General features: G+C 73.6%; 21 protein-coding genes. 18 read left to right on the top strand and 3 right to left on the bottom strand.

Features of this window, described 5'->3' with window-relative positions; all coding sequences use genetic code 11:
• Nucleotides 1-142 precede the first annotated feature (142 nt).
• Together AC07D6_RS11280 and AC07D6_RS11275 are read left to right on the top strand one after the other, a co-directional pair.
• On the top strand, nt 143-841 hold the full coding sequence (locus AC07D6_RS11280; protein WP_479043445.1) for a Pvc16 family protein: 699 nt from the start codon (nt 143-145) through the stop codon (nt 839-841).
• Nucleotides 841-2,922: an AAA family ATPase gene (locus AC07D6_RS11275; protein WP_479043443.1), complete on the top strand. Its 2,082-nt coding sequence runs from the start codon at nt 841-843 to the stop codon at nt 2,920-2,922. Before AC07D6_RS11280 ends, AC07D6_RS11275 begins: the two co-directional genes overlap by 1 nt.
• A 38-nt stretch (nt 2,923-2,960) precedes the next feature.
• Here AC07D6_RS11275 and AC07D6_RS11270 read toward each other — a convergent pair whose 3' ends face one another.
• Complete coding sequence (locus tag AC07D6_RS11270) at nt 2,961-4,337, bottom strand: ricin-type beta-trefoil lectin domain protein (RefSeq protein WP_315880043.1); 1,377 nt, start codon at nt 4,335-4,337, stop codon at nt 2,961-2,963.
• A gap of 1,135 nt (nt 4,338-5,472) precedes the next feature.
• Between AC07D6_RS11270 and AC07D6_RS11265 the strand changes: the two genes are divergently transcribed.
• The 3 genes from AC07D6_RS11265 (at nt 5,473) to AC07D6_RS11255 (ending at nt 6,963) form a co-directional block, all read left to right on the top strand.
• Complete coding sequence (locus AC07D6_RS11265) at nt 5,473-6,360, top strand: RHS repeat-associated core domain-containing protein (protein ID WP_479043442.1); 888 nt, start codon at nt 5,473-5,475, stop codon at nt 6,358-6,360.
• A gap of 14 nt (nt 6,361-6,374) precedes the next feature.
• Nucleotides 6,375-6,599 (top strand): hypothetical protein, encoded by a 225-nt coding sequence (locus AC07D6_RS11260; RefSeq protein ID WP_479043441.1) that lies wholly within the window; start codon nt 6,375-6,377, stop codon nt 6,597-6,599.
• A gap of 172 nt (nt 6,600-6,771) precedes the next feature.
• Nucleotides 6,772-6,963: a hypothetical protein gene (locus tag AC07D6_RS11255; protein WP_479043440.1), complete on the top strand. Its 192-nt coding sequence runs from the start codon at nt 6,772-6,774 to the stop codon at nt 6,961-6,963.
• Between the two features lie 433 nt (nt 6,964-7,396).
• On the opposite strand, the gene AC07D6_RS11250 is transcribed toward AC07D6_RS11255, so the two are convergent.
• Nucleotides 7,397-8,023, bottom strand: a complete 627-nt coding sequence (locus AC07D6_RS11250) for a TetR/AcrR family transcriptional regulator (protein ID WP_479043439.1) — start codon at nt 8,021-8,023, stop codon at nt 7,397-7,399.
• Between the two features lie 91 nt (nt 8,024-8,114).
• Between AC07D6_RS11250 and AC07D6_RS11245 the strand changes: the two genes are divergently transcribed.
• Nucleotides 8,115-9,554: an amidase gene (locus AC07D6_RS11245; RefSeq protein WP_479043438.1), complete on the top strand. Its 1,440-nt coding sequence runs from the start codon at nt 8,115-8,117 to the stop codon at nt 9,552-9,554.
• 129 nt (nt 9,555-9,683) lie between these two features.
• Here AC07D6_RS11245 and AC07D6_RS11240 read toward each other — a convergent pair whose 3' ends face one another.
• The gene (locus AC07D6_RS11240) at nt 9,684-11,057 is read right to left on the bottom strand and encodes an eCIS core domain-containing protein (RefSeq protein ID WP_479043437.1); all 1,374 of its coding nucleotides are present in this window, start codon (nt 11,055-11,057) and stop codon (nt 9,684-9,686) included.
• 247 nt (nt 11,058-11,304) lie between these two features.
• Here AC07D6_RS11240 and AC07D6_RS11235 point away from each other — a divergent pair, with 247 nt between their 5' ends.
• The 12 genes from AC07D6_RS11235 (at nt 11,305) to AC07D6_RS11180 (ending at nt 24,876) form a co-directional block, all read left to right on the top strand.
• Nucleotides 11,305-12,900: a phage tail sheath subtilisin-like domain-containing protein gene (locus AC07D6_RS11235; protein ID WP_479043435.1), complete on the top strand. Its 1,596-nt coding sequence runs from the start codon at nt 11,305-11,307 to the stop codon at nt 12,898-12,900.
• Between the two features lie 89 nt (nt 12,901-12,989).
• Entirely contained in the window at nt 12,990-13,433 is a 444-nt protein-coding gene (locus tag AC07D6_RS11230; protein WP_315880047.1) for a phage tail protein, read from the top strand.
• The gene (locus AC07D6_RS11225) at nt 13,433-13,933 is read left to right on the top strand and encodes a hypothetical protein (RefSeq protein WP_479043434.1); all 501 of its coding nucleotides are present in this window, start codon (nt 13,433-13,435) and stop codon (nt 13,931-13,933) included. Before AC07D6_RS11230 ends, AC07D6_RS11225 begins: the two co-directional genes overlap by 1 nt.
• Nucleotides 13,930-14,088, top strand: coding sequence for a DUF6760 family protein (locus AC07D6_RS11220; RefSeq protein WP_315880049.1), 159 nt, complete (start codon nt 13,930-13,932; stop codon nt 14,086-14,088). The genes AC07D6_RS11225 and AC07D6_RS11220 overlap by 4 nt, the downstream gene beginning before the upstream one ends.
• Nucleotides 14,089-17,112: 3,024 nt before the next feature.
• Nucleotides 17,113-17,457: a hypothetical protein gene (locus AC07D6_RS11215; protein ID WP_479043433.1), complete on the top strand. Its 345-nt coding sequence runs from the start codon at nt 17,113-17,115 to the stop codon at nt 17,455-17,457.
• Nucleotides 17,458-17,516: 59 nt separating this feature from the next.
• Complete coding sequence (locus AC07D6_RS11210) at nt 17,517-17,942, top strand: phage tail protein (RefSeq protein WP_315879317.1); 426 nt, start codon at nt 17,517-17,519, stop codon at nt 17,940-17,942.
• A gap of 13 nt (nt 17,943-17,955) precedes the next feature.
• The gene (locus AC07D6_RS11205) at nt 17,956-18,687 is read left to right on the top strand and encodes a CIS tube protein (protein WP_479043432.1); all 732 of its coding nucleotides are present in this window, start codon (nt 17,956-17,958) and stop codon (nt 18,685-18,687) included.
• Entirely contained in the window at nt 18,687-20,591 is a 1,905-nt protein-coding gene (locus AC07D6_RS11200; RefSeq protein ID WP_479043431.1) for a VgrG-related protein, read from the top strand. Before AC07D6_RS11205 ends, AC07D6_RS11200 begins: the two co-directional genes overlap by 1 nt.
• Before the next feature lie 37 nt (nt 20,592-20,628).
• Nucleotides 20,629-21,069: a GPW/gp25 family protein gene (locus tag AC07D6_RS11195; protein WP_315879314.1), complete on the top strand. Its 441-nt coding sequence runs from the start codon at nt 20,629-20,631 to the stop codon at nt 21,067-21,069.
• Nucleotides 21,069-23,027, top strand: a complete 1,959-nt coding sequence (locus AC07D6_RS11190; RefSeq protein WP_479043430.1) for a putative baseplate assembly protein — start codon at nt 21,069-21,071, stop codon at nt 23,025-23,027. Before AC07D6_RS11195 ends, AC07D6_RS11190 begins: the two co-directional genes overlap by 1 nt.
• On the top strand, nt 23,024-23,581 hold the full coding sequence (locus tag AC07D6_RS11185) for a phage tail protein (RefSeq protein WP_479043429.1): 558 nt from the start codon (nt 23,024-23,026) through the stop codon (nt 23,579-23,581). Before AC07D6_RS11190 ends, AC07D6_RS11185 begins: the two co-directional genes overlap by 4 nt.
• Complete coding sequence (locus tag AC07D6_RS11180) at nt 23,578-24,876, top strand: NADase-type glycan-binding domain-containing protein (RefSeq protein ID WP_479043427.1); 1,299 nt, start codon at nt 23,578-23,580, stop codon at nt 24,874-24,876. Before AC07D6_RS11185 ends, AC07D6_RS11180 begins: the two co-directional genes overlap by 4 nt.
• Nucleotides 24,877-25,078 lie beyond the last annotated feature (202 nt).

Raw genomic sequence — 25,078 nt, 5'->3', positions numbered from 1 at the left:
CGGGGGCAGGCGCGGAGGTCCGCGCGGCCCCACGGGTCCGCCCCTTCGCCTTCCCCGGAGCGCCTGCGGCAGAGGGCGCGGAGCGGTGAAGAATCGTCAGCACGGGGGACGGCACGTACACGGCGAGGCGGGAGCGCGTTCTGTGATCCATGAGGTGGACGACGTCCTCAAGGGGATGCTCGGTGGCGGCGCACTCGCCGGATCCGGCATCGACGTCTCCCTGGAGGCCCCGACCCGCGACTGGGCCGCCCGGCGCAACGCCCCCGCCATCAACGCCTACTTGTACGACATCCGCGAAGACGTCACCCGCCGCCAGCGCGGCACGATGCCGGTCAGGGACGAACGCGGCGCGGTCCTCAAGCGGCGCCAGCCGCCCCGCTGGTTCCGGTTGTCGTACCTCGTCACCGCCTGGACGAAGCAGCCCCAGGACGAACACCGCCTGCTGTCGGCGGTGCTGGCGACCCTGCTGCCCCGCGAGGTCCTGCCCCCCGAGGAACTGCCCGGCTCGCTGGGCGCGCTGGGGCTGTCCGTCCCCCTCACCGTCGCCGGGATCCAGAGCGAGTCCCGGTCGCTGGCCGAGATCTGGTCCGCGCTCGGCGGCGAACTCAAACCGTCCCTGGACGTGGTGGTGACCGCACCCTTCCCGGCGTTCCCCGAGTACGACGCCGGGCCGCCGGTCACCGAGGGCGCGGCGGTGCGGGTACGCGGAATCGACGGCACCCTGGAAGGCTCGCCGGAGCGGCGGCACCGGCCACCGGCGTCCGGCACCCCCGGCGCCGACGCCGGTCTCCCGGGCACCGGTCTCCCGGACGCCGGGCGCACGAGCGGGAAGTCGCGGTGATGACGACGTACGCCTCCACCCACCCCGCCGGGTCCGCGCCGGACCGCCCCGCCCTCCACCCGGAGCCGGACCCGGCCGCCGCGCTCCTGACCCGCCTGGCCCGGCTGCGCGAGCGGGTCGCCCGGCTGGTCGAGTTCCGCGGCGCCGGCGATCCCACGGCCACGGACCCCCTGCGCGGCCTGTACCTGTCCGAGGAGGCCGTACGCCACGTACTGGGCTCCGACGTGCGACGACACGGCCCGGAGCGGGACGCCCACGGCGCCTCCCCGGGCTCCCTCGACGCCTCCGCCTCCGCCCCGGACCGGCCGGCACGGCTCGCCGCGCGGCTCGGGCTCGGGGAGCTGGAGACGGAACTGCTGCTCATCGCCCTCGCGCCCGATCTCGACCGGGACTTCGAGCCGCTGTACGCCTACCTCAACGACGACGTCAGCAGGCGCCGGGCCACCATCGGGCTCGCCCTCGACCTCTGCGGCCTCCCCGCGCACCGGCCCCGGGCGCGGGGCCTCTTCCACCCGGCGGCGCCGCTGTCCGCCCTCGGGCTGGTCGAGGTCGAGGAGCCCGAACGACCTTTCCTGAGCCGCTCCCTGCGCGTCCCCGACCGGCTCGTCGCCCACCTCCTCGGTGACGACACCCCGGACGCCGCGCTCGCCGGCCGCGTACGCCCGCTCGCGGCTCCCCCCGGCCCGTACGACGAGGAGTTCACCCGCAGGCTCGCCGACCGGCTGGCAGCCGGCCCGCTCACCGTCCACCTGCGTGAACACCGGGAGGGCGACGGGCCCGTCTGGGCCGCGGCGGCGCTGGCGGCGGCCGGTCTCGACGCCCTGCACTACACGCCCGCCCTCACCGCCCCCGGCCCCGACACCGGCGCGGAGCCCTTCGCCGCGCTGCTGCGCGAGGCCCGGCTGCAGGGCCGGGCGCTCGTCGTGTCACCGCTCCCGGCCGAGGCCGGTCCGCTGTTCGGGGCGCTGGCCGCGGACGACGTGCCGGTGCTGTTCACCGGCACCGGACCGTACGACCCCCAGTGGTGTGACCGCGACCCGCTGGTCCTCGACGCACCGAGGCTGCCCGCGGGCGCCGCCGAGGTCTGGGCGGCGGCGCTCGGCGACGCGGCGGGGGACGCCGGATTCGACCTGGCGGCCACGGTCGCCCCGTACCGCCTCGGCGCGGACCGCGTCCCCCGGGCCGCGCGCGCCGCCCTGGACCTCGCCGCGTTCGACGGCACACCGCTGACCGCCGCCCACGTCCGGCTGGCCGCCCGCCGACAGTCCGCGTCCGGGCTGGAGCGGCACGCCCGCCGGATCCGCCCGGACGTCGGCTGGGAGGACCTCGTCCTGCCCGAGCGGCCCCGCGCCCAACTGCGGGAGCTCGCCCTGCGCGCCCGCCACCGCGACCGGGTCCTCGGGGACTGGCGGCTCAGCGCCGGGGGCGGCCGGGGGCGCGGCGTGCTGGGGCTCTTCGCCGGCGAGTCCGGCACCGGCAAGACGCTCTCCGCGGAGGTCGTCGCCGCCGAACTCGGGCTCGACCTCTACGTGGTCCAACTGTCGTCCGTCGTCGACAAGTACGTGGGCGAGACCGAGAAGAACCTGGAGCGGATCTTCACGGAGGCCGACCGGACCGACGCCGTCCTCCTCTTCGACGAGGCCGACTCCGTCTTCGGCAAGCGTTCCGAGGTCAAGGACGCGCACGACCGCTACGCCAACATGGAGAGCGCCTACCTCCTCCAGCGGCTGGAGTCCTTCGACGGCATCGCCGTGCTCACCACCAACCTGCGGGCCAACATCGACGAGGCGTTCACCCGGCGCCTGGACCTCGTGATCGACTTCCCGTTCCCCGACGCGGAGCAGCGGCTGGCCCTGTGGCGGCACGCCCTCGCACGCGTGCCCTGCGCGGACGGCACCGACGCCGGGGCGTGCGCGCGCGACTTCGAGCTGGCCGGGGGATCGATCCGCAGCGCCGTCGTCACGGCGGCGTACGCCGCCGCGGGCCGCGGCGGGCCGGTCACCACGGCCGACCTGCTGGAGGGCGCCCGCCGCGAGTACCGCAAGGCGGGACGCCTGGTGCCGGGCGAGGGCGGCTGGTAGCCGTCCCCCGCCCCGCCCCGACGGGCGCGTGTCCCGGCCTACTCCACGCGCCACTTCTGGTTCGGCAGCCCGGTGCACGTCCACAGCAGGAGCCGCGTCCCGTTGTCCGTGCCGTGGGCGTCGGCGTCCACGCACTTGTCCGCCTGCGGGTTCACGAGGTCGCCGGCGCCGCTCAGCACGAACTGCTGGGCCGGGTTGCCGCTGCACCGGGCCAGCTGGATGGGCGCCCCGTCGTCACGGGAACCGTTGGCGACGTCCATGCACAGGCCGAGCGCCCGGACCGTGCCGTCGCCCTGGAACTCCCACTTCTGGTTGGCGCTGCCCAAGCAGTCCCAGAGGTGGAGCTTGGTGCCGTCGCGGCCGATGCCGTCCTGCGCGTCCGGCACGTCGATGCAGCGGTTCGAGCCCTGACCGATGATCAGGGAACCGACCACGTCGGGCTCCGGCGGCTGGGGCGCGCCGCCCGAACCGCCCTCGTCCCCTCCGCCCGATGCCGAGCCCGACGTGTCCGGTTCCTCGCCCGCGTCCTGGCTCGGCTGCGGCGGGGGTTCCTCCTCGGGGAGCTCCGACGGGGTGGGGGCCCCCGCCACCGGAGGGCTCGCGGCCGGGGCCGACGGGGTGGGGTTCGGCAGTACGGAGGCACCGGCCTCCACCGGCTTCTCCAGGGCGGCGCTGCGCACTTGGGGCTTGTAGGCGATCCAGAGCATGACGAAGGTGATGAGGAGTGCCAGGAGGAGGCCGAGGAAGGTGGCGAGCCAGCCGGGGAGGAACCCGCGTTGGACGTAGGTCCCTTCGACGTCCAGCGGTGTCACCCCGGACCGCTGCACGGCCAGCGTGTACGGCCGCTGCTGCTTCGAGCCGAACCAGATGATCTCGCGGGGCTTGAGCGTCGCGTTCACGAACGCGGCGCGGCCGGGCTCGATCTGCACGTTGGAGGGGTGGATGTCGTACGAGAGGTCGTCGCCGTTGTCGCTGCCGCTGACCGACGCCGTCAGCTTCGTGTTGCCGAGGTTGTCGATGGCCAGCTTCGGCCGCCCCCGCAGCCGCCCCTTCACGGTCGGCGGCACCAGCTCCGCGCGTACCTCCGTGAACGGCGTGACCGTCAGGTTGCCCTCGGGGACGGTCGTGGCCTCCGGGTGCTCGGTCGGCGTGATGCGCACGGCGTACGGATGCGGTCCGGCCGCCGCGTCGGGCGTCCGCGGCGGTGAGAACGTCAACTCCACCGTGCCCGTGGTGCCGGGGTAGAGGCGCAGGGTCTGCGGCTCCACCGTCGTCCAGGGGGCGACGTCGCCGACGGGCTCGAAGCGGTACTCGTCGACGATGTCCCCGGTGTTGCGCAACCGTACGCGTACGGTCGTCGTGCCACCGGGGTCCACCGTGGCCGACGCGGGTTCCAGAGAAGTCCAAAGGCTCACGTCCGGACGCTAGCCGCGGGGCCGACGCCGGGGCAGGAGCCGCAGGGGTACGGTCGCTGCCCGCAGGGGCAGCGCGCCCTGCCCCGCCTTCGCGCGGACGCCCACAACTCGTCAGCACGGCGATGGGGGAGTGGCTGCACAGGAGATGGTCCGGATGCGGTCTTCCTCGACGTACTGCGCGGCCGGCGGGGTGCGGAAGCGAGCGGGGTCGAGGACGGGGGCGGCCGGCCACTTCCAGTGGTCGCGGTACCCGGGAGCTCGGCGGAGGCGACGCCGGCGGCCTTCAGCAACAGGACGCCGTGGGCACGATGCCGGGAGACGGCGCGGAGGGAAGCGGCCCGCTTGTGCCGAGCCCGGCGTCACCGGCGTCGGCACCCGCGAGCCGGAGACGTCTCGCGCACCTGAGCGGCCTTATCGTCCATCGTCCCCACGCCCGGTGGCCGGCGCCGGGCCGCGCCGTGCCGCCGTCTCGACGCCCCGCAGTCCCTCCGCCGCCCGATACACCGGTGCTGCTGGCGTTCGCCTGCCTCGTCGGGGCGGTCGGCTCGGGTGTCTGCCCGGGGTCGGTGCGCGGTGGATCTGACGGGCGAGCAGGAGACCGAGCAGGGTGGAGGCGAGGGTCCATCCGACGAGGACCGTGAGCAGCGTTAACCAAAGGGGCATGACCAGGGTGTCCATTTCACTGATGGGTGTTCAGCCCACTCGTGTGCCCGGGATGGTGCCGCGTATTTCTGTGACGTGGTTCATGATGGAGTCTTCTTTAGTAATTTCTTGGCCCCACCTTTGGCTTTTTTGCAAAATTTATTGATCACTGACGATTGGATCTTAGGTGCTTCGGTGATGCCTGTGTAAATCCGCAACTTCACTCTCCGTGTCTTCGGTTTCTCTGTGTTATGTTGCTGCGGAACTTCCCCTCCGTGCCCACGGCGTGCAAATGATGTATCCGCCCGCTAGTGGGGCAGGCTTCTTCTGTATGTGGGGGTTCGATGTCTGTCTTACGGGTCGGGCGACGCTGGTCGCATGTGGCGGTCGCGGCGGGGTGGCCGCGACGGACATGGCGTGGGGGGATCACGCCCGCCGCGGCCGCGGCGCCGGGTGAGCTGTCGCAGCTGGTGGCGTTGACGGAGTCGGTCGCGTGGTTTTCGCGAAAACCAGCAAGGGAACGGGCGCGTACACGTACGCAGGCACCACCGCAAACGAGTTGGTCCACCAGACCACGGACGAAGGCGAAAGCGTCGACTACGTCCACGGCCGCACCGACCAGTACGGCATGCCCGTCGTCGAACAGGTCAAGCTCACCGCCGGCACCGCATACATCGAGCACGACCCCACCACCGGCCAGCCCCTCGCCCTGCGCACGACCAACGGCTACGAGGCCTACTACATCGTCGACGGCCTCGGAAATCCGGTCCAGTTCATCAACCAGTCCACCGTCCAATCCACGGTGTACGAATACGACCCCTACGGCGCCGTCCGCACCACGAAGGAAACCGGCACCGCAGGAGCCCAAAACCCCTACCGTTTCGTCGGCGGTATCTACGACCGCACCACCGGATACATCAAATACGGCCAGCGCTGGTACGACCCCACCATCGGCCGCTTCACCACCCAAGACCCCCCTCACCTTCCTTGCCGACCCAGCACAAGGAAACCGCTACGCCTACGCTGGCGGCGACCCCATCAACAACATCGATCCCACTGGCCGGTGGGTTGGTTCTATCAGCGGAGAAGGGTGCTTTGGAGTCTGTGTCGGGGGAGGGTGGCAGAAGGACACCGAGGGCAACAGCAGCTGGTTCATCAACATCGGGGTCGGCACGCCCGGGTTTTCTGGAGGCATAGAGGGAGGCACGGGCGACGCCTCCACCGGTCCGTCAGCATATGGGAAGTGCTCAGCCGGAATGGCGAGTGCAGGCATGCATATGCAACAAGGCGGAAACGTCACGGGGAGCGCCGGATTAGGGAGCGTAGCTTCGACCGGCACCTGTTCAGGCGGGCTGCAGGTCGCATTCTAGCGAGAATCTGAAGACGGGAGTAGTCATGACGGCGAAGGAAATCTTTGTAGGCTCTTTTGGTCTCATCGTGGGGTTGGCCCTTATCGCGGCGCGCACCCTCTTCTCCCGTCGAGTCATGGAACAGGGTGGAATGCTCGGGCGAGCCAATTCTCGGCATCCGCGGATCACCACTGCCGCGCCGGTAGTGGTTGGCAGCTTCTTCATCGTCCTCGGGGTACTCACATTCGCTGGGATCCTTTCAGCTGAATAGGCGCAAACCGGTATCGCCCGGGAAGCTGAGGGGGAAGGGGAGCTACTATTCTCCCTCAGCCGTAATCAGCTTCGAGAAGTGAGGAAGTAACGTGCGGCCGGGGCGGTGAGCCGAAACCGGATTCCATCTCGGTCATATCGATAGACTGTAACCGGGACCGCAGGGAGGGGTCGTGGACGAAAAATTAAAGGTACGTATCTTTATACTCATCGTCGCGGTGGTCACCATCGCAGCATTCGTGCAGGGCGCCGTCGTCGAAGGGTCAGGGAAGGTACTGCTGTTCATCATTGGGGCTCTCGGCGCAGCATCGCTTGTGATGGGGTCCTATGCTTTTTACAGTTCCAAAAGGAAGCGGGGACGTTGACTCTGTCGGCAGTGCCTTTCCTGTCGTCTGCGACTACGACTCATGAATCAACTTAGGGTTACCAAAGCCATCATCATCAGGTTCGGTATCGGGATCATCGGGATGGCCCTGACTCTGATCGACTGCTTCACTCATTGACCTCATGGCTGGAGCTGTGTCCGATTACCGAATCGGGCACAGCTCGTCCTGTCCTATCGGCTCACCCTGACGGCCGTCACGGCCCGCCTCGGCTCTACCGCCCGATCGACCGGGCCGCCCATCGGCTGGAGTCGCCGCGCAGGCTCAAGCGCTGGTTGGGCTCCAGGATCGCCCGCCCCCGGAGGCGTCCCGGTCCGGATGAGGCCGCGGCCCCGGTCGGCCCCCCCTCGCCGGGGCGCCGACCGGGGCCGGGTCGCGAACGGCCGCGTCGTGGACCGCTTCGGGCGGGCGCGCGTCAGGCCGTTTCGGAGGGGCGGGCGTCGAGCCGGTTCCAGAGGCCGGCCAGATGGGTGTGCAGGAGCTCCTCGGCCTCGTCAGGGGCGAGGTGGCCGATCAGCACGTGGCTGGTGAGGCCGTCCACCAGGGCGAGCAGGGTGCGGGCCTCGCGGCGCGCGTCGAGCGGTGCGCCTCCTTCTCCCGTCTGCCGCGCGGCCTCCGCGACCAGGCGGGTGAACAGCGCCTGGAGGTCCGCGTAACCCACCCGTAGTGCCTCGGCGAGCCGCTCGCTGACGGCGGCCTGGGCGACGAAGGCGAGCCAGACGCGGGCCTCGGCGTGGTGCTCCTCGCGCAGCAGCGCGACCTCGGCCGCCGAGTGGCCCAGAGCGGTGGCGGCCGACTGGGCGGGGCTGCCGACCAGGCGCGCCCGTGCGCGTTCGGTGACGCGCCGGCCGACGTGGTCGACGGCGAACAGGAGCATCTCCTCCTTGCTGCGGAAGCAGCGCTGGACGGCGCCCAGGGAGACCTGGGCGCGGGCGGCGACGTCGCGCAGGGTCACGCCCTCCAGCCCGCCTTCGTCCGCGAGGCGGCAGACGGCCTCGGCGATCCGCCGGCGTCGCCCTTCGTGGTCCACCTGTCTGGGCACGACTCGTCGCCTCCTTTCCGATGCGCTCGTATCGGATCCAGGATACTGTTGCGATACAAGCGCATCGGAACGTGTTCGGGGAGGAAGGGCAGTGAAGGACGCCCTGTGGAAGATGTCGGCTTCGGAACAGGCCGGGGCGGTCCGCGACGGCACGGTGTCGGCGGTCGAGTTGGTCGACGCCCACCTGGAGCGCGTCGCCGAAGTCAACCCGCAGGTCAACGCGGTCACACAGCTGCTGGCCGAACGTGCCCGCGAGGCAGCGGCGAGGATCGACCGCCGTAGGGCCGCGGGGCAGGACCCGGGTCCCCTGGCGGGCGTGCCCTTCACCGTGAAGGAGTCCACGCCGGTCGAAGGGGTGCCGACCACGTTCGGGGTCGAGCGGTTCCGCGACCTGGTGGCACCCGCCGACGCGCCCCCGGTGGCACGGTTGCGCGCGGCCGGGGCGATACCGATCGGCCACAGCAACATGCCCACCCTGATCCTGTCCGGGATGCACACGCGCAGCGAGCTGTTCGGCGACACCGTCAACCCGTGGGACCCGGATCGGACTCCGGGCGGAACGAGCGGCGGCGACGGGGTGGCCGTCGCCACCGGCATGGCCGCGCTCGGACTGGGCAACGACTCCGGCGGCTCGGTGCGGATCCCGGCCTCCTTCTGCGGCGTGGCCGGGCTGAAGCCGACCACCGGCAGGTTCCCCGCCGACCACCGCGTCCTCGGCCCGGACGACCCCGGAGCGGCCTCCCAGATGCTGGTGACCGACGGCCCGCTCGCCCGCACCGTCACCGACCTGCGTCTGGCGTACGAGGCTCTGGTCGGCACCGACCCCCGGGACCCGCGGGCCGTTCCCGTACCCGCCTACGGAGAGCCGCTGCCCGGACCGGTGCGGGTCGCGGTCGTGGCAGACCCCGGCGGCCACGGCGTCCACCCCGCGGTCCGCGAGGCCGTCGCGCTCGCCGCCGACGCCCTGCGGGACGCGGGGCACGACGTGCGGGAGGTGGCGGACGTGCCCAGGCTGGACGAGGCGATCGAGGCGTACGGCCGGATCACCATGACCGAGTTCGCCCCCACCTGGCCGGCGGTGCGCGGACTGCTCGGCGAGGGAGGGGACCGTTACATCGAGATGGCCATGGCGAGGACGCGCCCGGCGACCGCCGCCGAACTCGTGCGGCTGATGGGCACGTGGCTGGGCATCCGCCGCTCCTGGGCCGAGTTCCTCGACCGCTACCCGCTGCTGCTCGGCCCGGTCTTCACCGAGCCTCCCGTCGAACCGGGACTGGAGTCGCGCGACCGGGCGGGGCACGAGCGGGTCGCGACGGCCATGCGCCTGTGCACGGTGACCAGCTTCGTCGGCGTGCCGGCGGTGGCCGTTCCCACCGGGCTGGCCGACGGCCTCCCCATGGGCGTGCAGGTCGTCGGGCGGGCCTTCCGGGAGGACCTGTGCCTGGCCGCCGCCCGCAGGATCGAGGAGCGAACGGGGGGAGCCCTCACCCCGGTCGACCCGCACCGGCGGATCGCGGCAGCCGCCCGCTAGATGGTTGAGTCCGATGTCGTTGCTGGTCGTGACCGTGGCGACCACCAACGGTCCCGGTCAGACGCTCCCTGACCGCCTACGGCCACCGAGAACACCGAAATCACTCGTCCGGGCGGTGCCGGTGGGCTGCTAGGCGAACAGCTTGTTGAAGTACATCCTGCCGATCCGCGCCTTGATCTTCTCGCGCACCGGCGCCTTCGCCATCCCCCTGCCCTCGATCGCGTCGTACTTCTCGTCCTTGAGCTCCTCGACGATCGCGTCCAGCAGCCGCTTCTGCGAGCCCTCGGGGTCGACACCGGGTTGGGCGAGGTAGTCGATGAGCGCCTTCCAGGGATCGCGCAGGTTGATCCCCTGTGCCACGGCCTTCTCCCTGACCGACTGGGGCGTGGTGTTGTCGTCGGTGGTGTAGAAGCTGCGCATCTCGCCCGTGAGGCGGTTCTCGTTCACCAGCACGTTGTGGTACTCGACCAGGGCCCGCCTGCCGCCGGACATGTCGACGTCGAACCCGGCCTCGTGCTGCTGGAGGTGGCCCAGCTCGTGTTGGATGGTCTGCGCGACGGTGAAGCCGGGGGACGGATTGCTGTTCGCGACGATGATGCCGTACTGGGGGAAGTACCCGCCGCCGCCGGCGGTCCTGACCGCCTCGGCGGCGGACTGCGCCGGATCGCCGCCGTTCAGCGCGTAGATGCTCAACTGACCGTCCTGGTCGGTCAGGCCGACGCAGTGCCCCGCCGGGTAGGCGGCGAACGGGGTGTCCGCCCGGACGTCCTCCGGCACCTCCACGATCTTCACGGTCCCGGTGATGCCGAGCGCCTCCCGGGCGCTGTCGATCATTTCCGTGTCCAGGGCGCGCTGCACGGGAGCGTGCCCGTCCGCTTCCGCCGCCCTGCCGCCGCCGCCCCGGTCCTCGGTGGTGGCGCGGGCGCGCTGGACCGGCGGCGCCCCGCTCATCACCCGCCGGGCGGTCTCCTCCGCCTGCCGCTCCGCCCAGTCGGACGGGTCGGAGACCTTCAGGCCCGAGCCGTTGTCGGTGCCGGGGACGGAGCCCTGGCTCTGCTGGCGGTAGTGGTCCAGCTCGTGGGCGAGGGTGTGCTTGTCCTGGCCGTCCCAGACCACGTGCGAGCCCGAGGTGTACGCCTTGGCGCCGATCTCCGTCGCGGACCGCTGGGCGACCGCGTCGGTGTGGACCCGTACGCCGCTGAAGTCGTCGCCGCCGAACCGCGCCTCCATCTCGCTCCTGAGCGGCCCGTCCAGCGGCCGGCCCGGGGAGCGGAGCACCTCGTGCACGGCGGAGCGCTGGACCGCGGGGTCCCGCGCCGCGGACCCGTGCCCGCAGTGCGCGTCGTGTTCGTGGCGCTCCTCGGCGACGGCCCGTGCCACGGCCGCGTTGCCCGCCGCGCGCTGGAGCGCCAGGAGTTGGAGCGCGGGTGTGGTCAACGGCGCCTTCGGGCGGTTCCTGACCCGGTCACCGGCCTGGTCGGCCCGCTGTTCGTGTGCGCGCACGGTGCTCTCCTCGCTGGTTGGCATCCCAGCGTTACCCGTTCGTGGCGGTCCGCGGGAGAGCCCTGAGGGCAGTCCCGGGGGCAGGCCCGAGGGTGGTGCGGCCCGTGCGGGGGTGCCGGGGGCGCGGCGAACTGCCCCTGCGGGCAACGGCGGTGCCCCCGAGCAGGTACCGCAGGACGTTCCGGGTGACGCGCCGCGCGCGGGAGGGTGGAATCCGTCCTGTCGCGTACCCGAGGAGATGCAGAGCATGCCGTCCTACCTGTCGCCCGGCGTGTACGTCGAGGAGGTGGCCAGTGGCTCGCGTCCCATCGAAGGGGTGGGGACCTCGGTAGCGGCCTTCGTGGGGCTCGCGCCCACCGGCCCGTTGAACGCACCGACCCTGGTGACCAACTGGACCCAGTACGTCGCGGCCTTCGGGGACTTCACCGACGGGTACTACCTCGCGCACAGCGTCTACGGCTTCTTCAACAACGGCGGCACGGCCGCCTACGTCGTACGCGTCGGTGGCACGGCCGGGGGAGCGTCCGACGGCGGCCCGGCCCCCGCGGACGGCGACCGGACGACCGGCTCCGCGGCCCCGGCCGCACTGCCGCCGGGGGAGCCCCGGCAGCTCGGCACCTTCACCGTCAGCGCCGTCGCCCCCGGCTCGCTGAGCGTCGAGGTCGCCGACCCGGAGGGCGACGGCCCGGCCGAACGGTTCAAGCTGATCGTGAAGGACGGGGACACGGTCGCCGAGACCTTCGACGTGACGGCGAAGAAGGGCGGGCGCAACTACGTTGTCACGCAGGTCAAGGAGCGCTCCCGGCTCATCGCCGTCCAGGAGGCGGTGGCCGCCGCGCAGCTCGCCCGGCCCGACAACCAGACCGTGGCGCTGCCGGCCCCGGCCCCCGCCCCGGCAGCCCCTGCCGTCCCCTCCGGCACGCCCGCCGCGCACCCGGGCCCCGCCGAGTACCTCGGCGACTCGGCCGACCGCACCGGCTTCGGCGGCCTGGAGGCGGTCGACGAGGTGTCGATGGTCGCCGTGCCCGACCTGATGGCCGCCTACCAGCGCGGTGCGATCGACCTGGAGGCCGTGAAGGCCGTCCAGCTCGGGCTGATCGCACACTGCGAACTGATGGGCGACCGGGTCGCCATCATCGACCCGCCGCCCGGCCTGAACGCCCGCCAGGTCATGGTGTGGCGCCAGGAGACCGCCGGCTACGACTCCAAGTACGCCGCCCTCTACTACCCCTGGATCAAGGCGTTCGACCCGGCCACCGGCCAGACCCGGACGATCCCGCCGAGCGGCCACGTCGCCGGCGTCTGGGCCCGCAACGACTTCGAGCGGGGCGTGCACAAGGCCCCCGCGAACGAGGTTGTCCGCGGCGCGGTGGACCTGGAGATCCAGATCACCCGCGGCGAACAGGACCTGCTCAACCCCATCGGGGTCAACTGCATCCGGGCCTTCCCGGGCCGCGGCATCCGCGTCTGGGGCGCGCGCACCCTCTCCTCCGACCCGGCCTGGCGCTACCTGAACGTGCGGCGGTACTTCAACTACCTGGAGGAGTCGATCCTGATCGGCACCCAGTGGGTGGTGTTCGAGCCGAACGACCACGCGCTGTGGGCCCGGATCCGCCGCAACGTCTCGGCCTTCCTGGTCAACGAGTGGCGCAACGGCGCCCTCTTCGGGGCCCGGCCGGAAGAGGCGTACTACGTCAAGTGCGACGAGGAGTCCAACCCGCAGGAGTCGGTCGACCTCGGGCGGGTCATCTGCGAGATCGGCATCGCGCCGGTCAAGCCCGCCGAGTTCGTGATCTTCCGACTGGCCCAGTTCTCCAGCGGCAGCAGCGAGCTGGAGGAGTAGCCCTCCCGCCCCCGCCCGCCGTAGGAGTCAAGCCCCCAGCTCGGCCGGCCCCGGATCGGCCGTGAGCCCTTGAGAAGGACAGAGAACAGATGAGTCTCCAGCCGGGTGACGCCCTCACCTCACACAACTTCGGCCTCCAGATCGACGGCGTGATGGTCGAGTACCTCGCCGAGGTCAGCGGCCTCAGCCTCGAACAGGACGTCATCGAGTACCAGCAGGTCTCCGCGCAGGGCAAGCCCGTCACGAAGAAGCTGCCCGGTGTGAAGAAGGCCGGCACGTGCACCGTCGTGCGCGGCATGACGCAGTCGGCGGCCTTCAACCAGTGGATCAACGAGTCGGTGAACGGCGCGATGGCCACGGCGCGGAAGAACGCCACCATCATGGTGATGGACTACCAGAACAACCCGGTCAAGCGGTACAACATGCGCAACGCGTGGTGCAGCAAGATTGACACCAGCACCGTGAAGGCCGGTGAGGCGTCCGCGCTCACCGAGACCGTGACCATCACGTTCGAAGAACTGGTCATCGAGTAATGCGGCGCACTGCTCCCAGGGCGGGCGCGGGTCCGGGTCCGGCCGCGGCGCTCGCGGACGGCCCGCCCGGGACCGGGACGGAGGCGGAGCGGCAGGCCGCCGCCCCGGCTCCCGCCCCGGCGGCCGAGCGGCTGCTGACGGAGTTCGCCTTCGAGCTGCCGCGCGGCTACGTCGACGAGTCCGGCACCGTGCACCGCCACGGGGTCATGCGCCTCGCCACCGCCCGGGACGAGCTGGTGCCGCTGCGCGACATGCGCGTGCAGGAGAACCCGGCCTACCTGTCGGTGGTCCTGCTCGGCCGGGTGATCACCCGGCTCGGCACGCTGCCGCTGGTGCACGACGGGGTGGTGGAGAACATGTTCGCCTCCGACCTGGCGTTCCTGCAGGACTTCTACCGCCAGATCAACGCCGAGGGCCACACCAGGGCGGGTGTCACCTGCCCTCACTGCGAGCAGCCGTTCGAGGTCGAACTCGGCGGGAGCCGCCTGGGGGAATCGTGACGTACGCGACCGACCGTCTCCACGAGGAGATCGCGTACATCGCCTACCATTTCCACTGGAGCCAGGAGGAGATCCTGAACCTCGAACACCGCGACCGCCGCCGGTACGCCGAACAGATCGCGGGACTCGTCGCGCGCGCCTCGGCGAAGGGGTAGGGCGTGGGACTCCTCAGCAGGTTCAGGGACGGCGGCCGGCGGCGACGCGCGGTGGCGGCGGAGGAAGCGGACGCCCCGCCGCAGTCCGGTACGGGCACGGATGCCGGTACGGGTACGGGTACGAACGTCCGTGCCGGTGCCGGATCGGGTGCGGTCCGGCCCGCCGGCTGGTCCGCGCTTCCGCCGATCCAGCGTGTGACCGCGGCGTCGGCGGGACCCGTCGCCGACACCGGGTTCGGCGCCCGGCTCACGACCTGGCAGAGCCCGGCCTTCGCCGGGCCGCTGTCGCACGTCGTGCTCGACGGGGCGCCGGGCGGGCTCGTCCACGGCGTACTCACCGCGGCGGCGCGGCCCGCCTCCGGACTCGAACTGCCCTCGCTCTCCCTGCCCGTGGCAGCGCCGCAGGACGCGGACGACACGCCACCCGTGCGGCCCTGGTCCCCGCCGGGCGTCACGGTCACCCCGCTCGCCCCCGCGGCCACGCGCCCGACCGCCCCCGCCGTACAGCGCCGCACGCTGCCGGCCGCGGGCGGGGCCCGGGTACGGCGGTACGGCTCCGGCGCGGGGCCGGGTGCTCCGGCACGGGACGGGGCGAACCCCGTGCCGGCGGCGATGTCGGAGTCGGAGCCCGGAGCGGTGACGGGCCCCGGTGCCCCGGCGCCTGAGGCGGGTCCGGGTGCCCCGGTGCCCGAGGGGGCGGCGGCAGCACCGGCGTCCCTGGCTCCTCGCCCGCAACGGGGCCCCAATGCCGGACCGGCGACGGGAGCGACACGTCGACGGCCCCTGCCCGGCGCGTCCTCGCCCGGCACGTCCTCGTCCGGCGCGCCGGCGGACGCGACGCCGCCCGCGGCCGGCCCCCCGGCGGCGCCGCAGGCCCCGACCGAACCGGTGCCGGCCGTCCAGCGCGCCTCCGCGGCCCCGGGCTCCGGGCCCTCCCGGACGCGGCCGGTTCCTCCACCGGTACGCGCCCTCGCCCCGGCCCGGGCGCTCACTTCCGCGTTGCCGCCCACGCCCCGGCCCTCCGCGCGGCCCCGGCAGTCGACCCCGGCGGCCGTACCGCTGCGTCGAGTACCCCCGGCACAGGCCCGGCCCACGACGCCCACCGCGGCCTCCCCTGCCGCCGGGTCCCCCCGTCCGCCGCAGGGCCCGGGGGCGGTGGTGGGTTCGGTGCCGGAGCTGCCTCGGCCGGGTGCGGCCGTACCGTCCGTGCCAGGGGCGGCGGTGGGTTCGGTGCCGGAGTCGCTCCGGCCGGGTGCGGTCGTACCGTCCGTGGGACGTCGGCCGGTCACATCGGGGTCGCCGGTGGATTCGGGGCCGTCTCGGCCGGGCGCGGCCGTGCCGTCCGTGCAGCGCCGGCCCGCCGGGCCGGCCGTGGCGCCGGGTGGGGTGGCCGCGTCGCCCCCGCCGGGTGCGGTCGTACCGTCCGCTGGACGCCGACCGGTCACATCGGGGTCGCCGGCGGCTTCGGGGCCGTCTCGGCCGGGGACGGCCGTGTCCTCTGTACAGGGTGGATCGGCCGGGGCGGGCGTGGTGCCGGGCGGTAGGGTCGCGTCGCCTCCGCCGGGGGTGGCCGGGCCGTCCGTGCAGCGCCGGCCCGCCGGGTCGGGCGCGGCAGTGGGATCCCCGTCCGTGCCGCCCCGCCCGGGGCGGCACGCGCCCTCCGCGCAGAGCCTCCCCGCTGTGGCGTCCACCGCCCCTGCGGCAGGGCGCGGCACCGGCACGAACACGCCCGGGGCGCCCGGCCCGCAGTCGTCTGCCCTCTCGCGACCCGGGGCCACCTCTCCCGCCCCGCGGCCCGACGCCGTGCCTACCGTGCCTGCCGTCCCCGCCGTGTCGCCCACGGGGCCCGGGTCACCGGTCGCGGGAGGCGGCGGTCCCTCCGGCCCCGCTGCCGAGGCCGTACAGCGGCTTTCCGCCGAACCTCCCCGGCCGCGGCCCGGTCTCGGCGCCCCCGTGGCGCGCCGGCTCGCCGGTGACGAACCGGCGCCGACTGCCCGGGACGCCGGGAACGCCCCCGCACCTCGTCGTAGGGCGACCGGTGACGCCTCCCCGGTCGTGCCCGTGCACTCCCCGGCCTCCGGCCGCGACGGAGGCACCGGCCCGGCCGCCCCCGGGCGTCAGGCGCCGAACGTGCAGCGCGTCTCCCCCGCGGTGGCGCAGGAGACCGACCCCCCGTCACCGGTCCCGCCCGGCCGCCCGGCCGCGTCCGGCCACGGCGACGGGCCCGCACCGGTGGTGCGGCGCGCCGTGGCCGAGCGCCACGCGGCGCCGGGCGGGCCGCTCACCGCTGCCGGTGACGATCCGGTCCCGCCCGCCACGGCACCGGGGCGATCCGCTGCCGGGGACCCGGCTTCGGGGTCCGGCCCCGTACCGGTGGTGCAGCGTGCCGCGACGGCGGCGCCCGCTCCCGCCGCCCCGGAGGGGGCCCCGATCCCGCCCGTCCACGCGCCGGTCACCGCTCCAGCGCCGGTGGCACGGCGTGCTGCGGCTGCCGCGCCCGCCCGGGCGACCACCGCCGCCACGCCCCCGCCGAGGCCGGGGCTCGCACCCCCGCTGCCGTCCGGCCACCCGGCGCCGGGTGTGCCCCTGCCCGTACCGGCTCCGGGGCGCGGGCCTGGACCGGAGGCCCGGGCGGCGGTGCGCCCGGCGCCCCCGCCCGCGTCCGGCCGTCCGGCACCGCCCGCCCCGGCGGCCGGGGGCGGGAGCGTCGCGGAGGCGGTTTCGGTGCAGCGTGCTGTGGCCGTGCCCGGTCAGGCGCGTGCGAGCGCCGCCCACCCGTCTCCGTCGACGGCGGGGCTCGCGCCCGCTCCCGTACGAGCTTCGGGGTCCGCGCCCGGACCGGCGGTGCGCCTGACGCCCCCGCCGCCCACCCCCGCACCCGTATCGACACCCGTAGCGGCTCCCGTACCGGCTCCCCCCGTCGCGCCTGCGTCCGCGCCTGCGTCCGCGTCTGGGTCCGCGCCTGCGCCCGCGCCTGCGTCCGGGTCCGTGCCTGCGGTCCAGCGTGCCGCGGAAGCCGGGCCCGTGCGCGTGCACGCTCCCGGCCGCCCGGTGCCGCACTCCCCTCAGCCACGACTCCCGTTCCCCGCACCCCCGCCCTTCGCGTCGACCACCACCGCGCCTCCCACCGTCCAGCGCACCCGGAGCCCGGAGCCCCCGCCTCCGTACTCCCCTCCCTCGCCGACCGCTCCCACCCCCGACGAGCCCCCGCCCGCCTACACCCCCGTCGACTTCGACGCCCGCGCCCTCACCGGCGCCCAGGTCGACGAGCTGACCCATCGGCTCATCGGGCCGCTGACCCGGCTGCTGCGGACCGAGCTCCGGCTCGACCGGGAGCGGGTCGGCAGGCTCCGCGACCCCCGCAACTGAAGCCCCCGACCCGGCCCCGGCCCCCACCCCCACCCGCCGTCCCCTGAAAGGCGCACCCGATGCCCAGCGATCTCGACCCGGGATCCACCGTCTTCTTCACCCTCACCATCGACGGCGAGAGCCTCGGGTTCTTCAACGGGTGCGAGGGGCTCGCCTCCTCCGTGGAGATCGAGCAGCACCAGGAGGGCGGCAACAACGGGTTCGTCTGGCAGCTTCCGTCCCGGGTGACCTTCTCCACCATCCGGCTGACCCGGCCCCTCACCCCGGACACCGCCAAGGTCGCGGCCTGGATCTCCTCCGTCACCACCGGGGTCACCCGGCCGACCGCCCAGATCGCCGCCCTGCGCGCGGACGGGTCCGAGGTGGCCCGCTGGGGACTCATCGACGTGCTGCCCGTCAACTGGCGGGGGCCGTCCCTGGACCCGGCCAACCCCGGTGTCGCCACCGAGGTCCTGGAGATCACGCACCACGGGTTCACGGACTGAGGGGTCGCGGCACATGGCAGGCAAGGGCGCCAGGGGTGGCGCGGGCAAGAGTCTCGTACGGGCCACCCTGGCCATTCACGAGCCGCCGATCGGGCACAGCACGACACCCGGCGGGCTCATCAAGAACTTCAGTTTCGACTTCAACCCCTCCCAGCTCGCGCTGAGCCGCCGCGCACGCTGGAAGACGACCCCCACCGCCGCCGTGCGCGACGGCGCCCTGCCCGAGTTCATGGGGCCGGAGCCCCGGGAGATGACGGTGGAGATCTTCCTCGACTCCTCGGACGACCCGAGCGGGAACGCGGTCCTGAAGAAGGTCGAGGCCCTCTTCTCCTGCTGCGAGGTGACCTCGAAGAGCATCGCCGCCAAGCAGCCGTCCACGCCCTGGGTGGTCTTCCAGTGGGGAGCGTTCTCCACCGCGCGCTTCACCGCGTACGTCTCCTCCGTGGACGCCACCTACTCCCTCTTCGGGACGACCGGCGTGCCGATCCGGGCCACCTGCCGGGTGAACCTGCACGAGATCCCCAGCAACACCAAGGGACAGAACCCGACGTCGGGCGCGCTCACCGCCCAGCGCGTGCACCGCGTCGTGGCGGGCGACTCGCTGGAGTCGCTGGCCTGGCGGGAGTACGGCGACGCGACCGCCTGGCGGGCGATCGCCGAGGCCAACGGCATCGACGACCCGTCGCGGCTGCGGACCGGTACGGAACTGGTGCTCCCCGCGGCCGAAGAGGTCGGTGGTCCCTGATGGTGCAGGCTTCCTTCTCCAACGTCATCCACCTCACCCTGGACGGCGCCAGGCTCCCCGACGAGTTCGCCAACGACCTCGTCGGCGCCTGGGTCGACCTCGGGGCCGGGGTGCCCGGTGCCTTCCGGCTCACCTTCCGGGACCCGCACGGGCTGCTCCTGGGCAAACTCAACGTCCAGTTCGGCTCCACCGTGGTCCTGGCCCCCGTCTCCGCCGGGCAGGGCGCCGCCTCCCCCCTGCTCACCGGCGAGGTCACCGGCATGGAGACCGACTACGACGGCACCGGCACCTTCACCGTCGTCCGCGGCTACGACCCCGGGCACCGGCTGATGCGGCAGCGCCGGGTCGCCGCGTACCGCAACCAGACCGCCTCCGACATCGCCCGCAAACTGGCCGGCACGAGCGGCATCCCGGTCGGCGAGGTGCAGGCCACGAAGACGGTCTACGAGTTCCTCAGCCAGGCCAACGTGACGGACTGGGACTTCCTGGCCCGGCTCGCCGACGAGAACGAGATGGTGATGTCGCTCGACGGCAAGGGCAGGTTCCAGTTCGTCCGGCCCGACCCGGCGTCCGGCGCGCCACCGACGAGCACCGACGGCGACAAGAGCCCGTTCGTGCTGCACGCGGGACAGGACGTGCTGCGCTGCCGGGCCGCGGTCACCGCCGCCGACCAGGTCGGCAAGGTCGAATCCCGCGGCTGGGACGTCACGACGAAACGGAAGCTCACGGCCCTCGCGCCCGCCACGACCAACGCGGCCGTCGCCATCGGCACCACCCCCGGGAAGGCGGGGGCCCGCTTCAAGGCGGCCAAACTGGTCGAGACCGACACCCCCTACGACCGCCAGTCCGAAGTCGGCTTCGCCGCCCGGGCGCTCGCCGACGACATCACCTCCTCCTTCGCGGAACTGGAGGTCACGGTGCGCGGCAACCCCAGGCTGCGCCCCGGTGTGCCGGTCACGCTCAGGGACGTGGGCGCCCCGTTCGAGGGCAAGTACACCGTCACCTCGGCGCGGCACGTCTTCGGTGACGACGGCGAGTACGTGACGTGGGTGACCGTCAGCGGCCGGCAGTGGCGCTCCCTCTTCGGCCTCGCCTCCGGCGGCGCGGCGGCCACCGCTCCCCGACTGCCGAGCGTGGCGAACGCCCTGGTCACCGACGTGCAGGACCCGCTCAAGCAGGGCCGGGTGAAGCTCCAGTTCCCGTGGCTGGACGACACGTACGTCAGCGACTGGACGCGCACCGTCCAACTGGGCGGCAAGGGCGGCGGCGGGCTCTTCCCCCTGGACGTCGGCGACGAGGTGCTCGTCGCCTTCGACCGTGGCGCCCTGGACCATCCGTTCGTCATCGGCGGCCTCTACAACGGCCGCGACCAGCCGACCGTCGTCAAGGACGTGCCGCTGCACGACGGGCTGAAGAAGCGGGCGATCCGGCACACCCTGTCCGACCGGCAGGGCAACCGCGTCGACCTGCTGAGCCAGCAGACGGGGTCCCGCAAGCAAGGCGTACGGATCGCGACCGGCAACGACCGGCTGACCATCCACCTCGACCGCACCAAGACCGAGATCACCGTGGACAGCAAGGGGTCCGTCAGCATCACCGGCTCCCGCTCGGTGTCGATCGAGGCCGGCACCGACCTCACCCTGAGCGCCCGCCGGGCCCTGTCCATCAAGAGCGGCGGGCCCCTCACCATCGAGGGCCACGGCCTGGTCAACCTCAAGTCGCTCGGCGGCGCGGTCAACGTGGACGCGGTGGGTGCGCTCAGCCTCAAGGCGCTCGGCGCCGCGACGGTCAGTGCGGGCGGAACCGTCCAGGTCAACTCCGTCGCCAACGTGGGCATCCGGGCCGCGACCCTCCTGTTGCAGGGCGTGGTGCTGGTCAACAACAAGCCGTATCCGCTGCCGTGACGGCCGGAAAGCCACCCGGAAGGAGAGTGGACCGCTGATGGCCGAGCAGTTCGTCGGATCGGGCTGGGCGTTCCCGCTGCGGATCGGTCCCACCGGAGCCATCGCCCTGGTCAGCGGGGAACGGGAGATCGAGGAGGCGATCCGGCTCGTGCTGGCCACCGCACCGGGCGAGCGGCCCATGCGCCCCGAGTTCGGCTGCGCCATCCACGACCTGGTCTTCGCCCCGGTCAACGAAGCCACCGCGGGCCGCATCCAGCACGAGGTGTACGCGAGCCTCGACCGCTGGGAACCCCGGATCGAGGTGAACGACGTCGAGGTGACGGCCGGTGCCGAGCAGGGCGTCCTCTACATCGACGTGCGCTACTCGATCCGCGGCACCAACAACCCGCGCAGCCTCGTCTTCCCCTTCTACGTCATCCCCTCCCACGGCGAGCCCGGCCCGGGCGACCCGGGCACCCTTCCGGAAAGCGACCACTGATGGCCCTGCCCTCCCCGAACCTCGACGACCGCCGGTTCCAGCAGTTCGTCGACGACGCCAAGCGCTACATCCAGCAGCGCGCCCCCGAGTGGACCGACCACAACGTGTCCGACCCCGGCGTCACCCTCGTGGAAACCGTCGCCCACATGGCCGACCAGATCGTCTACCGGCTCAACCGCGTCCCCGAGAAGAACCACCTGGCGTTCCTGGACCTCGTCGGCATCACCCTCTTCCCGCCCTCGGCCGCCCGCACCGACGTCACGTTCTGGCTCTCCGCCCCCCAGGAGGAGGTGGTGGTCCTGCCGGCCGGCACCGAGGTCGCCACGCTGCGCACCGAAAGCGAGGAGGCCGTCGTCTTCGCCACCGAACGGCAACTCGACATCACGTCGTGCGAGTTGACGCACGTCGTGGTGCAGAGGAGCGGGGACGCCGTCGAGGACCGGACGGCGGACCTGGCCGAGGGCAAGGACGTCCGGTGCTTCGCCGAGGCCCCGCAGGCCGGTGACTGCCTGCTGTTCGGGCTCAGCGCCGCGGTGCCGCACTGCGCGGTGGCGCTGGAACTCGACAGCCGGGTCGACGGCGTCGGCGTCGACCCGCGGCAGCCGCCGCTCGTGTGGGAGGCGTGGACCGAGGACGGCTGGGCGGAGTGCGAGGTCGACCGGGACGGCACCGGCGGCCTCAACCGGCCGGGCGAGGTCGTGCTCCACGTCCCGGGCGGCCACGCGGTCTCCCGCACCGGCGGCCGCCGGGCCGGCTGGCTGCGCTGCCGGGTCACCGAACCGCTGGCCGGCCAGCCCTTCTACACCACGTCACCGACCGTACGGTCCGCCGATGCCTTCACCATCGGCGGCACCACCCGCGCCGTGCACGCCGAGACGGTCCACGACGAGGCCCTCGGCGAGTCCACCGGCCTGCCGGGCCAGCGGCTGCGGCTGGCCCACGCGCCCGTCATCGGCGACGACCCGCCGCTGCACCTGCAGACCGCCGAGCACGACGGGTGGGCCGACTGGACGGTCGTGCCGCACTTCGCCGCCTCCGGACCGCACGACCGCCACATCACCCTGGACGCCGCCACCGGCGAGATCGCCTTCGGCCCCGCCGTACGGGAACCCGACGGCACCCTGCGGCAGTACGGGGCGGCACCCCCCAAGGGCGCCGTCGTCCGGGCGCGCCGCTACCGCACCGGCGGGGGGCGGGCCGGGAACGTCGCCCGCGGCGCCGTACAGGTGCTGCGCAGCTCCGTCCCGTACGTGGCCGAGGTCGTCAACCGGGAGGCGGCGCGCGGCGGGGTCGACGGCGAGACGGTCGAGGAGGCCAAGGTCCGCGCCCCCATCACCCTGCGGGCGCAGGAACGGGCCGTGACGCTGCGCGACTACGAGGAGTTGGCCCGCCGGGCCGCTCCGGAGACGGCCCGCATCACCTGCCTGGAGGGCGACGAGGGCGAGCACGGCGCCTATGCCGTACGGGTCCTGGTGGTCCCGCAGGCGGTGCCGGACCCGGGCGGACGGCTGCGCTTCGAACAGCTCGTCCCCGGCAAGGACCTGTTGAACCGGATCACCCGGCACCTCGACGAACGGCGGCTCATCGGAACCCGGCTGGCAGTCGGCCCGCCCTTCTACCAGGGCGTCACGGTCGTCGCCACCGTGCACGCCTTCCGCGGGGTCGACACGGACCGCGTACGCCGCCGGGCCCACGACGCGCTCTACCGCCACCTCGACCCGCTCACCGGCGGCACCGACGGCACGGGGTGGCCCTTCGGCCGCCCGGTCCAGTCCGGCGAGGTCTTCGCCGTGCTCCAGCGGGTCCCCGGAGTCGAACTCGTCGACGAGGTCCGCCTCCACCCCGCCGACCCGTTGACCGGGAAGCGCGGCGAGGCGACGGACCGCATCGACCTCCGAGCGCCGTCGCTGGTCTTCTCCTTCGACCACCGGGTCCGCGTGATCGGGGACGGCGCGTGAGGGGCTCGATCGACGGAATGGGGTCCTCCGCGCCGATCGGCGCGATGCTGCCGGCCGTCTTCGCCGACGACGACCTGGCGCAGCGCTTCGTCGCCGGGCTCGACGAGGTCATCGCGCCGATCCTCGGCGTCCTCGACTGCCTGGACGCCTACTTCACCCCGGCCCTGGCCCCGGCCGACTTCACCCGGTGGCTGGGCGGCTGGGTCGGCGCCGAGACCGACGGGACGGAGCCGGAGGCGCGGCTGCGCGCGGCCGTCGCCGCCGCCGCGTACCTGCACCGCGTACGGGGCACCCGCCGCGGCCTGTCCGAGGCGGTCCGGCTGGCCTTCGGGGTGGAACCGGAGATCAGCGAGAGCGGGGCCGCCGACTGGCACGCCCGCCCCCTCGGCCCCGTCCCCGGCGAGCGCCGCCCCCGGCTCCACGTCACCCTGCGGCTGCCCGACCCGACCCCGGCGGACGAGCACCGGCTCGACCGCCTCGTGGCGGCCGCCCGCCCCGCCCACATGCCCTACACGGTCCAGGTGACCGTCTCCGAAAGGAACCCCGAGAGATGACCAGGCGAACCCCCGGGGCCGCGAACTGCGCCGAGTGCGGGACCCGGGCGGAACCCGGCCAGTCCTTCTGCGACTCCTGCGGCGCGGTGCTGGGCTGGACGTCCGAAGCGCCGGAACGGCCCGCCCCGGCGGCCGGGTCCGGGCGTGCCACGACCCCGGACCCGGCCGCCGGTGGGACGCGGCCCGGAGGGGACGTCGCCGCACCGCCGAGCACGGCCACCGGCACCGGTACCACCCCCGCCCCGGCCCCCGCCGGCCAGGACCCGGAACGGACGGAAGCGCCGCGGGCCTCCACCGTCCCCCGGCCCGCGGAGCCCTCGCCCGACGAGCGGACCGCCCCCGTACCGGCACAGGCGGACGACACCGCCCCCACCCGGCCGCTTCCCGAGGCCGCCCCCGACGACACGGCCAGGTCCCTGCTCGTACCGGTCACCGAGCCGGACCCCCGGCCCGCCGCGGGGCCGTCCGTGGAGCCCGTCCTGCCGGGCCGCCCGGTCGCGAACCGCCCCCGGGTACGGGCCCCGGGCCAGGAGACGGGCACCGAAGGCGGCGTGCCCTGCCCCTGGTGCGCCACGCCCAACCGGCCCGACCGGCACTTCTGCGGGCGCTGCGCCATGCCGATGTCCCGTTCGGCGGAGGCGCCGGGCCGGCCCCACCGGCCCTGGTGGCGGCGGCTGTTCGGGCCCGGCGCGGGAGAGGCGCCCTGGGCCGGCGACCGGCCGCGGCTGCGGCGCGGCTTCGGGCGCGTGTCGAACGTGGTGGTGGGCGTGCTGGTGCTGGCGCTGCTGGTCACCGCCGGACTGAACACGGAACGGGCCGTGAACGCGGTCCGCGACCACTTCGCCAAGCGCGCCCCGGTCGGACCGGACGGTTTCAGGGCCTCGCGGTCCTTCCCCGGCCACGCGCCGCAGCTCGCCTTCGACAAGCTGAACAACACCTGGTGGGGGCCGGGAGTGACCCAGTCCGGAGACGGCGAGTGGCTCGAAGCCCGCTTCGACCGCCCCACGCGCCTCCTGGACCTCGTGATCACCCCGGGTGTCTCCACCCGTCCCGACCAGCTCTCGCGCTCGGCCCTGCCGCACCGCGTCGACGCCGTGGTCACCACCGCCGACGGCAAGACCGTCACCCGGGTCCTCACCCTCGACCAGGGCGCCGGGGGCCAGCACCGCGCGTTCCGGGTGGGCGAGGTCACCGCCGTGCGGTTCGTCCTGCGTTCGGCCTACGGAGCCTCCCCCGACAAGCAGGTCGCCATCGCCGAGGTCGAGTTCTTCGGCCCGTCGAACAACCGGTCGTAGGCGCGGGCCCCCACCGTTCCCGCCGCCCCGCCCGCCACCGCGTGACGTGCCGTCGAGGCCCTTGCGGGCGTGGAGGACGCCCCGGTCGGGCGGGGAACCGCGCGGACCCCGACCGCGCGGTGCCGGGGACGCGACCTCCCGCAGCCGCACCCCGACGCGGTGACGCCCCTGCGCGTCGCGGTCCACCGCCCCCGAGCCGGCA

The sequence above is a fragment of the Streptomyces sp. NPDC045287 genome, from assembly GCF_056432325.1.
The sequence above is the reverse complement of the archived record's forward strand: the minus strand, read 5'-3'. Positions and strand labels throughout refer to the sequence as shown.

What these genes read in the sequence shown, in the direction of transcription:
- AC07D6_RS11210 (WP_315879317.1), top strand. Translation starts at nt 17,517, where the DNA reads ATGCCCAGCGATCTCGACCCGGGATCCACCGTCTTCTTCACCCTCACC.
- AC07D6_RS11205 (WP_479043432.1), top strand. Translation starts at nt 17,956, where the DNA reads ATGGCAGGCAAGGGCGCCAGGGGTGGCGCGGGCAAGAGTCTCGTACGG.
- AC07D6_RS11225 (WP_479043434.1), top strand. Translation starts at nt 13,433, where the DNA reads ATGCGGCGCACTGCTCCCAGGGCGGGCGCGGGTCCGGGTCCGGCCGCG.
- AC07D6_RS11195 (WP_315879314.1), top strand. Translation starts at nt 20,629, where the DNA reads ATGGCCGAGCAGTTCGTCGGATCGGGCTGGGCGTTCCCGCTGCGGATC.
- AC07D6_RS11230 (WP_315880047.1), top strand. Translation starts at nt 12,990, where the DNA reads ATGAGTCTCCAGCCGGGTGACGCCCTCACCTCACACAACTTCGGCCTC.
- AC07D6_RS11200 (WP_479043431.1), top strand. Translation starts at nt 18,687, where the DNA reads ATGGTGCAGGCTTCCTTCTCCAACGTCATCCACCTCACCCTGGACGGC.
- AC07D6_RS11235 (WP_479043435.1), top strand. Translation starts at nt 11,305, where the DNA reads ATGCCGTCCTACCTGTCGCCCGGCGTGTACGTCGAGGAGGTGGCCAGT.
- AC07D6_RS11180 (WP_479043427.1), top strand. Translation starts at nt 23,578, where the DNA reads ATGACCAGGCGAACCCCCGGGGCCGCGAACTGCGCCGAGTGCGGGACC.
- AC07D6_RS11190 (WP_479043430.1), top strand. Translation starts at nt 21,069, where the DNA reads ATGGCCCTGCCCTCCCCGAACCTCGACGACCGCCGGTTCCAGCAGTTC.
- AC07D6_RS11260 (WP_479043441.1), top strand. Translation starts at nt 6,375, where the DNA reads ATGACGGCGAAGGAAATCTTTGTAGGCTCTTTTGGTCTCATCGTGGGG.
- AC07D6_RS11275 (WP_479043443.1), top strand. Translation starts at nt 841, where the DNA reads ATGACGACGTACGCCTCCACCCACCCCGCCGGGTCCGCGCCGGACCGC.